This is a genomic window from Cyanothece sp. BG0011, assembly GCF_003013815.1.
GTDB lineage: Bacteria > Cyanobacteriota > Cyanobacteriia > Cyanobacteriales > Microcystaceae > Crocosphaera.
The window spans coordinates 1-10,707 of the sequence record NZ_PRLH01000171.1; the positions used below are offsets into that span (position 1 = coordinate 1).

The window sequence follows — 10,707 nt, forward strand, 5'->3', positions numbered from 1 at the left end:
TTAGATGAGTCTCGGAACTGAATTTAGTATAACTTTGTCAAAGTACATTAAACTATTACATTGAGAATTCTATTAGCTTCTCGTAGCAGAAGTCTTCATTAATCGAAACTATCTTTCATCTATCAAATATGAAAAAACCAATTAAAAACCATTGGATCTTATCCACCGCGATCGCCGCTTCCTTGGCTCCCTTTTCTGCGGCCTCAGCAACAATCTTCAGTCCAGTGTGTTTATCCGATCCCTTAGACACCATGGGGTTTGATTGTTTGTTAGTTGATAACTTTGATACACCAGGAACCATAGGGGGAATATCAGCAACATCTGATGGCTCTTTTTCCAGTTCTCAAAATGCCGCTCCAGAGCAAACAATTGGAGGATCAAGAGATTACACTTTGTCTAATATATTGGGTGCTAATTTAATTAATACCGCCACCATATCTGCTGGAACGGGTAATCTTTCTTGGAGTAATGCAGCTAGTGTATCAAGCGATGCTTCTGTGAGCTGGAACGCCGCTGCATTGAACATTCAAACTGATGAGCTTCTTCCATTTAATGAAATCGTGATCGATGTTGAATCCATCGATTTAGCAGCCGATTTCTCTATATCTGTATCGGCTGTGAGTGAAAGTGAGGCTTTTTTTGCCCCGATCTTAGCACCTAGTCAGATAACTCCAGGATTACTAATTTTACCATTTGATCCTTCTTTACTTGTTGGCAATGTTCCCTTTTTCCTCTCCGACATAGAACTTCAATTTTTTTCTAATGGAGAAGATAACATTGATGCTGTTTTTAACTATATCGAATTCAGAAGACCTGAAGCTATGGAATCTACGGCTGAACCTGGCACAATTCTCAGTTTATTAACAATAGGTAGCATCGGTTTTATTTTCCGTCGTTTCCGTCAAAATTCCGTTTAATCATCTGTTAGGAGAAGGAAGACAAAGAAAATTTAGATTTACTAAAAAACTTCTTTGTCTTCTTGTTTTTTTCTATCCTCAAACTAAATAACCCGTTCATTTCCCCCATCTAAAGGAACTTGGGCTGCAGTAGTTTTCGCAAATAAGCGATCGCACATACTGGCTGCTAACTCGGCTACATCATGACTGGTAACTTCTACTTTCATAACATTATTCGTTTTATAGTCTTCTACGGTTAAACCATAATTTTTCGCCCTGGTTTCTAATACCTCATCAGTCCAAATACCGGTATCAAATACCCCATTCGGATGAATTGAATTAATACGAATCTTATCTTTTCCCCATTCTAAAGCAGCCACACGGGTTAACTGATTTAAGGCGGCTTTAGAGGCAGAATAAGCAGCAGCCCCCGGCCCCGGTGCAGGCACATTTTTTGAGCCGATAACCACCATTCTACCCCCATTAGGAGCCATTTTTAAGAAGGGGTGAACCTCTCGCATGAACACTAAATTAGCATCTAGGTTAATACTCATAATGCGTCGCCATTGTTCTGTTGATAGGGCGGAAATAGGGCTACTAGCGGGGAAAATACCGGCATTGAGGATCACCATATCAATGCCTCCAAACTGTCTTACAGCCGTTTCTAAGGCTTGCTGAATGGCTGTTTCATCGGTGAGATCACACACAACCCCACAAAAGTCGGGACCCTTGTATAAGTCGGTAATAGCTTCATTAATATCTAACCCCACCACTGCAGCCCCTCGTTTTAACAAAGACTCAACACAAGCTTTACCAATACCGGAAGCGGCCCCGGTGACAATAGCCACTTCTCCGATAAATGGGGGTGTTTGCCCTCCTTTACCTAGTTTTGCTTGTTCGAGTTCCCAGTATTCCACATCAAAAATATCTTGAGAGGGTAAGGCTTGATAACCCCCCAATAAGGTCGCCCGTTGGATAATATCAATAGTATGGTCATAAATATCAGCCACAATGTTGGCAGCCTTGGCATTTTTCCCGATCGCAACCATCCCTAAGTCTGGATCGACAATAACTCTAGGTGCTGGATCAACCATGGTTTTGTTGTCCTTAGCCTGGGCTAAATGGATGTTAAAGTAGCTTTCATACTGTGTTACATACCCCTGTACATTCTTTCCTACTAACGGGGTGCGTTTGGTGCGAATCACGTGATCGGGAGTCGCTGGCCCTTGTTGAGAAATGGTATTAATATCTTTTCGTTGGGCAAAACTAAGGGTTTTCTCGGTTTGTTGTAGGGAAAGAATAACGGGAAAACCAGCAGCAAGGGACACTTGCTGACGCAGTTGGCCTAAAGTTGCACCTAAAGCTGTTTCGGGGGTGTTTACTGCCTGTTGAGGAATATCCCAAGCTTGATGCTGTTTAAGATAGTCTTCTGCTTGAGTAACTAACTCAATCATCCGTTGATAAGATTCTTTGGCCGTGTCCCCAAAGGAAAAAATACCATGATTCATCAACACCATGCCAATGGTATTATCTCCTTTTTGCTTTTGAAATTCTTCGGCGCAGAGACGGGCAAGATCAAAACCTGGCATAATGTAGGGAATGATTACTACGCGATCGCCATATATCTCTTCGATGCGTTGTCTTCCTTCTGCGGTGTTGGTAACGGTAACCACTGCATCAGCGTGGGTATGATCCACATATTTGTAGGGTAGAATAGCATGGAGGATGGTTTCTACAGAGGGTGAGGGAGCATTGGCGCGAATCATTTGAGTTTTCAACTCATTGACCATCTGGGAGTCTGATAAGCTGCTTAGTTGGGCTAATTTTAGCAAATGAGGCATTCTCACCCCAGAAAACCCTCCTTCTTCGATGGTGGCTAAGTCCCAACCACTGCCTTTAACATAGAGTATCTCTTCGGTTTCACCAACAATATTCTCTTGACGTATTTTGACCGATGTATTGCCACCACCATGCAAGACTAAAGACGGGTTTTGTCCTAATAATCTCGAAGTATAAACTCTCAGGGCTAAATCTGTTTTATATTTAGCTGCGTCTTGGTCATTCCACAAACTTTTCATCAGCAGATTGGTTGAGTATCAAACATCTATCTTAACTGTATAACAATCTGATGCGAAAAAACACCCAGGATAACAACATTTGTTAATTATCCTGAGTTAATGATACTGCTCAAACTTTTGAAAATAATGATGATTAAATTTTTGTTGATTCTTTTTCTAAAAGATGCTCGTCGTTCATAGCATTCTCCCACTCTAACATAGGATCTACTGTTACATCTTTGTCTTTTTCTAATAATTGACTAACAAAGTTTTCATAACCTTCTAAGGTATTTAACATAGATGGGGTTTCGCTTCTATACATTTTTACCTCTTATACTTTTTAGAGTAATTAGCCAGTAAAGAAATTATTTCCGTGCTAATTGCTTAATTAATTTCCCTACAAGCTAAGTTAAATAGGATAGGTTAAAACAACAGCTTAATCTTAATGCTAGTCTGAATTTTTAGGGATGTAAACTCGAAAACTTACTTATTTTTATCCGTATATCTATGACAGAAAAAATACTGATCCGATTTTGAATAGAGCAATTTTACGAGAAAATCTCTTAATTATTAATTATTTAGTGCTATATTAAGCACTAATTTAGTGAGCGTAATTATTTAAGATTTGATTAAAAAAAGATTATGATTTTTCTTGATAACCTTAGTGTTGCCTATAAAGATGGAACAGTGGCCTTAGAAAATATTTCTCTTGAATTGGTTCCAGGGGAATTTACGGTACTTTTAGGGGCTTCGGGTGCAGGAAAATCAACCCTTTTACGTTGTATTAATTGTCTAACTGTTCCGACTAAAGGTCAAGTTATTGTTGAAGGTTTAGGTAATTTAAATAACCCGAAAATCCTCAGAAAACATCGTCAAAAAACCGGTATGATTTTTCAACAACATCAATTAATTCCTCGACAAACTGCCCTTAAAAATGTTTTAATTGGTCGTTTAGCCTATCATTCTACCCTCAGAAGTTTATTCCCTTTACCTAAAATTGATCAAATGATTGCTTTAGATTGTTTAGACAGAGTAGGCTTATTAAATAAAGCGTTAACTCCTGTTAAACAACTGAGTGGAGGGCAACAACAACGGGTAGGAATCGCACGGGCTTTAGCTCAAAAACCTAAGTTTCTCTTAGCCGATGAACCTATCGCTAGTTTAGATCCTGGTAGTTCACATAAAATATTAGCTAATCTTAAAAAGATTTGTCAAGAAGATGGCATTGGGGCAGTGGTTAGTTTACATCAAATTGATTTAGCTTTAGAGTATGGCGATCGCATTATTGGCCTTGCTGATGGTACTATTTTCTTTGATAGTCATCCCTCGCAAATACAATCACACCAGTTAGAAAAAATTTATCAAAATTCTTCCTTGCTTAAGACAAGTTAATTGTTATCTAAATCACATTTAAAAAAATATTACCATCTTGATTTTTTCAAGAAAGTCTTTATAATCAACAGTAAAATTACTTGGATTACAATCAGTATGATCAGTTTCATCTTTAAAAAATCCTTAACCACCGTTGTTTCTCTGACTCTCTTAACCCTAATTGGTTGTAGTACACCGAACAGTCAAACATCCGATAATAACCCTGAAAATACCAAAGCAGACACAAAAGCTAACCCTGAAAAATTAGTGGTTGCTTTGTTACCCGACGAATCAGCATCTACAGTAATTCAAAATAATAAAGGGTTAGAGGCCTATTTAGAAAAACAACTGAATAAAGATATTGAATTATTCGTTAGTACCGATTATTCTTCGATGATTGAAGCAGCCAGTAACGGAAGATTAGACTTAGCTTATTTTGGACCGTTGTCTTATGTTTTGGCAAGAACAAAAAGTAATATAGAAGCTTTTGCCGCGTTAGAAAAAGATGGAGAGGCCACCTATAAATCTGTACTTATTGGTAATGCAGAGGCAGGAATTGATTCTTATGAGAAAATAGAAGGAAAAACCATGGCTTATGGTGATCAAGCTTCTACCTCTAGCCATTTAATTCCTAAGTCTATTTTGATGGAAAAAGGGTTAAAAGCAGAAGACAATTATAAGGAGGTATTTGTGGGTTCTCATGATGCTGTAGCTGTGGCCGTTGCTAATGGAAAAGCCCAAGCAGGAGGCTTAAGTAAACCCATTTATACTGCTTTAATCAATAAGGGAACCATTGACAAAAATAAAGTCATTTTAATCGAAGAATCCAAGCCATTTCCACAATATCCTTGGACGATGCGCTCTGATTTAGATCCCGAATTAAAACAGCAAATTAAACAAGCCTTTTTAGAGTTAGAAGATGAAGCAGTTTTAAAGCCATTTAAAGCCGAAGGGTTTCAATCAGTAGAAGACAAAGATTATAATGTTGTCAGAGACTTAGGAAAAATTCTTAATCTTGATTTTGCTAAACTTAATTAATCTAAGGTTTAGTGACGACAAAAACAAATGATCTATTTAGGGATAAAACAATGAGACTATCCAATGAAATTTTCTCCCTTTCTTAAATAAAGAGTGAAATAATATGAGATAAAATCTGCTCAGATTATCCCTAAATTTTATTATTAATTAAACCTTGAAAAATGATAAGTAATCAGAACAGATACTCTAACTTATTACAGCAACAAAATCGTCTTTATTATCGCTCATTAATCAACATAATTAGCCTACTTTTAATTATTATTATTAGTTTTGCTCTAGTTGGTTTATTAGATGGAAAGCGTTTATCTGAAGGAATTCCTGACCTTATAGAAATGGTAGCGGAAATGTTGCCACCAGATTTTACTCGTGTTTCTCACTGGATTAAACCATTAATAGATACCATAGCCATGAGCATTGCAGGAACAGGAATGGCTATCATTTTATCCTTTCCCATCGCTTTAGGAGCAGCGCAGAATACGAGTCCCCACCCTTCTATTTATGTTGTATCAAGAATTATTTTAAACATAGCGAGAGCTATTCCTGAGTTACTTTTAGGAATTATCTTTGTTGCTGCTGTTGGGTTTGGCGCACTGCCTGGGGTATTAGCGTTAGGATTTCATTCTATTGGTATGGTCGGAAAATTTTTTGCTGAGTCCATAGAACATACGGATAAGGCTCCCATTGAAGCAGCAAAAGCCGTCGGTGCAAATCATTTACAAATCATTTATCATAGTATTTTACCCCAAGTTTTACCCCAAATAGCTGATCTTACATTTTATCGTTGGGAGTACAATTTTAGAGCGTCTCTGGTATTAGGTGCAGTGGGAGCCGGTGGCATTGGATTTGAAATTATTGGCGCATTACGTTTACTCAAATATCAAGAAGTATCTGCCCTTTTATTAGTTGTCTTAGTTATGGTAACATTGGTAGATAGTTTAGGTAATTATTTAAGAAAAAAATTCATTTAAACCAATATAATATGAATCAAAAACCAAGAGTCATTATTACCCATTGGATTCACCCAGAAGTTATTGATTATTTAGCCCCACATTGTGATCTTATTCTCAATCAAACGAAAGAAACATTAAGCCGTAAAGAAGTTATTAATAGAAGCAAAGATGCTCAAGGATTAATGGTTTTTATGCCCGATCATATTGATGTACAATTCTTAGAAGCTTGTCCCAAGTTAAAAGTTATTTCAGGAGCCTTAAGAGGCTATGATAATTTTGATGTAGAAGCTTGCACAAAGCGCAATATTTGGTTTACCATTGTTCCTGATTTATTAGTCGCTCCCACAGCCGAATTAACCATAGGATTATTAATAATATTAGCCCGAAGAATGGTAGAAGGCGATCGCTTAATTCGTTCGGGTAATTTTCAGGGTTGGAAACCGCAATTATACAGTACAGGATTATTAAATAAAACCCTGGGAATTATTGGTATGGGAAAGTTAGGAAAATCCTTGGCTAAACGGTTAGTCGGCTTTGATATGACCCTTTTATATACTGATACCATTCCCTTAACAACTCAACAAGAAAAAGACTGGAAAATTAGCAGAATCTCCCTAGAAAAATTATTAATAAAAAGTGATTATGTTGTGTTAATGGTTCCCTTAGTTCCTGATACCTATCATTTAATTAATGAAACTACTTTAAAATTGATGAAACCTCAGAGTTTTTTAATTAATCCTTGTCGGGGTTCAGTGGTAGATGAAACTGCCGTAGCGACTGCCATTAAATCAGGCCATTTAGCCGGGTATGCTGCTGATGTTTTTGAAATGGAAGATTGGGCGATCGCTAACCGTCCTCAAACTATCAATGAAACCTTATTAACTGATACAAAACACACCTTTTTTACACCTCATATAGGCTCAGCTATCAATGATGTTCGCTGTGATATTGCCCTAGAAGCCGCTAAAAATATTGTCGAAGTTCTCTCAGGAAACAGACCACCAGGTACTATAAATAATATTACAGAGAAAAAGGCTTGATTTTTAATAATTATCTAGATTATAATCTCTAAAACAAAATTTACTCATCCTTTTTAACCCTTACAAAGATAATGTCAAAATCATGGAAAAATTTGTTAACAATTAGTACAATTGTAATAGCTGACCTGATATTAGTATCAACTAATCTAACCCTCGCTCAATATTCCTCCCGTTCCCAGTCTTATTGCGAAAGCTACGCCAGAGACTTTGCTGATCGCTACGCCCAAAGTGGCTTTTTCCGAGGAGGAGCAAGAGGGGCAGCCAGTGGCGCAGCCATAGGAGCTATTGTTGATGGGGGAAGGGGTGCCGGTACAGGGGCGGCCATAGGTTCGGTCGTCGGTATTATAGGCGGTAGCGCCCGTCGTGCCTCGGATCATGATAGCCTATATCAACAAGCCTTTAACGATTGTATGCGAGGCGCACCTTTAAGATAACCATGAATTTTTAATTTAAAAGTTGAGGAATAATCATGACATCAATCAATAAACTCTTCAGTATATTCTTATTAACAATCATCGTGAGTCCAGCATTAACGTTATCAAGTTTGGCTCAGGATACATCAGAAGACACTAAGGTAGAATTAAATCAAATTAGTTGTCGAGAACTCTTAAAAATGCCAGGAAAAGATAAAGAATTAACTTTAATATTTTTCCACGGATTAATGACAGCCAAAAAGAATCAAATGGTGATTGATCGCATTGCTTTACGAGAAGCCACTGATAAAATTACTGATTATTGTATTAATAATCCTGACTCCATGCTAATGACAGCTTTTGAAGAATACCGTTAATTAGAGCAAATAACCAGGAGTTAGATTTTATTTTGAATATTGAATGTGAATAATAAATTTTTTTATAATAAAATTAATAAAAGATTCACATAGACAACCATGATTACCCAATCTGAAACCCAACAAGAAGCCACTTGGTTAACCATTATTCGCCTATTAAGATGGGATAAACCAGCAGGAAGATTAATCTTAATGATTCCTGCATTGTGGGCTATTTTTTTAGCAGCAAGAGGTATTCCTCCCTTACCTTTAATTGGCGTTATTATATTAGGAACCTTAGCCACCAGTGCAGCCGGATGTGTGATCAATGATCTCTGGGATAGAGATATTGATCCTCAAGTAGAAAGGACTAAAACACGACCTTTAGCTGAGCGATCGCTATCCATTAAAGTTGGCATTATTATCGCTTTTGTTGCTCTTATTTGTGCTGCTATTTTAGCTTTTTATCTCAACACCTTAAGCTTTATATTATGTGTGGCGGCTGTTCCTTTTATTGTTTGTTATCCCTTGGCGAAACGAGTTTTTCCCATCCCTCAATTAGTATTATCTTTAGCTTGGGGGTTTGCTGTTTTAATTAGTTGGACTGCGGTGACAGGACAATTAGAAAACGATACTTGGATATTATGGGGAATAACCGTCTTTTGGACATTAGGATTTGATACAGTTTATGCTATGTCTGATCGAGAAGATGATCAGAAAATAGGGGTTAATTCGAGTGCTTTATTCTTTGGCAAATACGCAGGAGAAGCAGTGGGAATCTTTTTTGCCATTACCGCCGGGTTATGGGCTTATTTAGGGGTGATCATGCACCTAAATTTAGGATTTTGGCTAACATGGGTCATCGCTTTAGTGGGTTGGATGATACAATATATCCGTTTAAGTTCCCCTGAAATTCCTCAACAAACCTACGGTCAAGTATTTAAGCAAAATGTAACTTTAGGCTTTGTTTTATTAGCAGGAATTATTGTTAGTATGACTCTAAGTTAAATAATTCAACTGATGATGATTAATCCCAAAAAAATTTATGACTTATTGATCGATTATGGACAAACCAATACCCCCGTTGAAGAGATTATTATCGGCTTAACTTGGACACTGTGTAAAGCCGAAGGAATCGGCTTATGTATGAGTCCAGGTATTCCTACCCGTACCCTATCTTGGTCAGGAACCCTAGTTAATCAACCGATGCAAGAATTATCATCATGGTTGCGATCGTGGGATGCCTATCAAGCCACCGTAGCCATGGCGGGGATCAATGCTATTATTAACCACAATTCCCCTTTACAGCAAGAAGCGATCGCCCTTCCTGGGGCAACATCAGCTAATTTATCCGTATTTGAGCATTTTCTACCCCAACTGCAAGGAAAACAAGTGTCAGTCATTGGCCGCTATCCAGGGTTAAAGCAGTATGAACAACAAATGAATATTAACGTTATTGAACTCAACCCCACCCCTGGAGACTTTCCTGCAACCGCCTCAGAATATTTACTCCCTGAGTCTGACTGGGTATTTTTAACCGCCACATCTATTCCTAACAAAACTTTTCCCCGTCTAGTAGAATTATCTAGAGATGCAACAGTGGTTTTGATGGGGCCAACCCTTCCCTGGTTAAGAGAATTTGCTGATTTTGGGATTAACTATTTAGCTGGCGTAACGGTGAGTAATTCTACCGCCTTAAGACAAACGGTTGCCGAAGGCGGAGGAGTCAGAATCTTTGAAACCGGAGTCCAATATCATTTGTTATCATTAGGTTAAGGTCTTTGGTAAAGTAAGTTAACACAGTTAAAAGTCAGACAACAAGTAGGTTTCAGTTGAGGAAAACTTGAATAACTGTACAAATAAAGGGGTCACTTAATATATCTTTGAGTAGTTTCCTATTCTTCTCCGTACAATTAGCTAGGCTTTGGTTAAAGGGATTTTTCAAGAATAGTAAAAATTCTGTTGTGAGCAACATCACCTTCATTTTAGGCTATGTATAGTCAATTGGTTGCCAACAACAGTAAAACGGTGCATATTTGCTATGTATACCCCTGCCAAAGAAAATGTGAAACTCGAAACCCTGAAATTGTTTCAAGAGTATCAAAAAACCCCAAAAACTAAATTAAGAAATAAAATTTTAGAATTAAACTTTGGTTTGGTTCGCAAAGAAGCATATCATTGGGTTAATCAGTGTCCGGAGAGTTACGAAGATTTAGTACAAGTCGGGAGTTTAGGCTTAATTCGTGCTATTGAACGGTTTAGTATTGAAAAAGGCCATGCTTTCAGTTCCTTCGCCGTTCCTTATATTCGTGGAGAAATTCAACATTATTTGCGGGATAAAAAATATACGGTTCGTATTCCCAGACGTTGGTTAGAATTGGGAAGACAATCTATGAATGTACGCCAAGAATTTAGAGAAAAATTTAACCGTCAACCAACGGATTCAGAAATTGCTCAAGTCTTAGAAATTTCCCTAAAAGAATGGCAAGATATTAAACTCGCTTTCAAATAGAGAACCCGTTAGTTTAGATGTTAAAGTTAGTCATGACGGAGAAGGACAAACTAGCTTAGGAGACTTAGTTCCTG

11 protein-coding genes and 1 pseudogene are annotated in these 10,707 nt (G+C 37.6%); 10 read left to right on the forward strand and 2 right to left on the reverse strand.

Features of this window, described 5'->3' with window-relative positions; translation table 11 throughout:
• Window positions 1-128 precede the first annotated feature (128 nt).
• Window positions 129-917 carry a hypothetical protein gene (locus C4E06_RS21615; RefSeq protein WP_107670478.1) on the forward strand — a complete coding sequence of 263 codons (789 nt, stop codon included), beginning with the start codon at window positions 129-131 and terminating at the stop codon, window positions 915-917.
• An 83-nt stretch (window positions 918-1,000) separates the two neighbouring features.
• On the opposite strand, the gene C4E06_RS21620 is transcribed toward C4E06_RS21615, so the two are convergent.
• The gene (locus C4E06_RS21620) at window positions 1,001-2,974 is read right to left on the reverse strand and encodes a bifunctional aldolase/short-chain dehydrogenase (RefSeq protein ID WP_107670479.1); all 1,974 of its coding nucleotides are present in this window, start codon (window positions 2,972-2,974) and stop codon (window positions 1,001-1,003) included.
• A gap of 133 nt (window positions 2,975-3,107) precedes the next feature.
• Window positions 3,108-3,275 (reverse strand): short-chain dehydrogenase, encoded by a 168-nt coding sequence (locus C4E06_RS21625; RefSeq protein ID WP_107670480.1) that lies wholly within the window; start codon window positions 3,273-3,275, stop codon window positions 3,108-3,110.
• A 320-nt stretch (window positions 3,276-3,595) separates the two neighbouring features.
• Between C4E06_RS21625 and phnC the strand changes: the two genes are divergently transcribed.
• The 9 genes and pseudogenes from phnC to C4E06_RS21670 form a co-directional block, all read left to right on the forward strand.
• Window positions 3,596-4,345 carry a phosphonate ABC transporter ATP-binding protein gene (gene phnC / locus C4E06_RS21630; protein WP_107670481.1) on the forward strand — a complete coding sequence of 250 codons (750 nt, stop codon included), beginning with the start codon at window positions 3,596-3,598 and terminating at the stop codon, window positions 4,343-4,345.
• Between the two features lie 96 nt (window positions 4,346-4,441).
• Window positions 4,442-5,362 (forward strand): phosphate/phosphite/phosphonate ABC transporter substrate-binding protein, encoded by a 921-nt coding sequence (gene phnD, locus C4E06_RS21635; RefSeq protein ID WP_107670482.1) that lies wholly within the window; start codon window positions 4,442-4,444, stop codon window positions 5,360-5,362.
• A gap of 161 nt (window positions 5,363-5,523) precedes the next feature.
• Entirely contained in the window at window positions 5,524-6,330 is an 807-nt protein-coding gene (phnE, locus tag C4E06_RS21640) for a phosphonate ABC transporter, permease protein PhnE (protein WP_107670483.1), read from the forward strand.
• A gap of 11 nt (window positions 6,331-6,341) precedes the next feature.
• The gene (locus tag C4E06_RS21645) at window positions 6,342-7,352 is read left to right on the forward strand and encodes a phosphonate dehydrogenase (RefSeq protein WP_107670484.1); all 1,011 of its coding nucleotides are present in this window, start codon (window positions 6,342-6,344) and stop codon (window positions 7,350-7,352) included.
• Between the two features lie 71 nt (window positions 7,353-7,423).
• A complete protein-coding gene (locus C4E06_RS21650) occupies window positions 7,424-7,786 on the forward strand; it encodes a glycine zipper family protein (protein WP_107670485.1) in 363 nt (120 codons plus the stop codon).
• Between the two features lie 35 nt (window positions 7,787-7,821).
• Window positions 7,822-8,142, forward strand: a complete 321-nt coding sequence (locus C4E06_RS21655) for an HdeA family protein (RefSeq protein ID WP_107670486.1) — start codon at window positions 7,822-7,824, stop codon at window positions 8,140-8,142.
• Between the two features lie 99 nt (window positions 8,143-8,241).
• Window positions 8,242-9,129 (forward strand): 4-hydroxybenzoate solanesyltransferase, encoded by an 888-nt coding sequence (locus C4E06_RS21660; protein WP_107670487.1) that lies wholly within the window; start codon window positions 8,242-8,244, stop codon window positions 9,127-9,129.
• 15 nt (window positions 9,130-9,144) lie between these two features.
• Entirely contained in the window at window positions 9,145-9,897 is a 753-nt protein-coding gene (locus C4E06_RS21665) for a DUF364 domain-containing protein (RefSeq protein WP_107670488.1), read from the forward strand.
• A gap of 265 nt (window positions 9,898-10,162) precedes the next feature.
• Window positions 10,163-10,707: pseudogene (locus tag C4E06_RS21670) on the forward strand (sigma-70 family RNA polymerase sigma factor); the annotation flags it as partial.